The organism is Salinimicrobium oceani, assembly GCF_012037645.1.
This window is the reverse complement of sequence record NZ_JAAVJR010000516.1, coordinates 1-480: the sequence shown is the minus strand read 5'-3', so window position 1 is coordinate 480 and position 480 is coordinate 1. Positions and strand designations below refer to the sequence as shown.

At 42.3% G+C, this 480-nt stretch carries 1 protein-coding gene; it reads left to right on the top strand.

Annotated elements, in window-relative coordinates:
• Positions 1-305: hypothetical protein (locus HC175_RS18010; RefSeq protein ID WP_438865959.1), on the top strand; the 305-nt coding region annotated here is incomplete at its 5' end.
• Between the last annotated feature and the right edge of the window lie 175 nt (positions 306-480).

The window sequence follows — 480 nt, the reverse complement described above, 5'->3', positions numbered from 1 at the left end:
AAGTCACTTATGTGCTGCCTACCGCCTGTCATATCCCCCAGGGCATCAATGCTTCACGGGAAGCCCTTTATGGCAGCGGCCGAAGAAAGATCTATGTGGCAGGAATTGCAGCAAAGAAATTTGGAGAACCCGTATGCCAGGAAGAAAGTGACGATCTGGAAAAGACCGGTAGTTTTAGACTGGTGGTTGACGAGGATATGCCTTATACTTTCTTTTTGTGGACCGGAATAGATGAAGCCGGAAAAGACCTTTACACCGAAATTGAGGTTCCTGTAGGAGAGCCAACTACTGAGACGCAGGAATAAAATTTACCGCACTTACACTAAAATTATTATTTGAAGCCGGGCTGTCTAGAGAGGTGACTTTTTAGGCAGCTATTTTTTTGATACACTCTATAAACCTGTCAAAAATGATCTTTTAAGCATAACCCTTCCAGAACTGGAAAAATAAATAATATGAGTTATATCCACCGGGTATAAT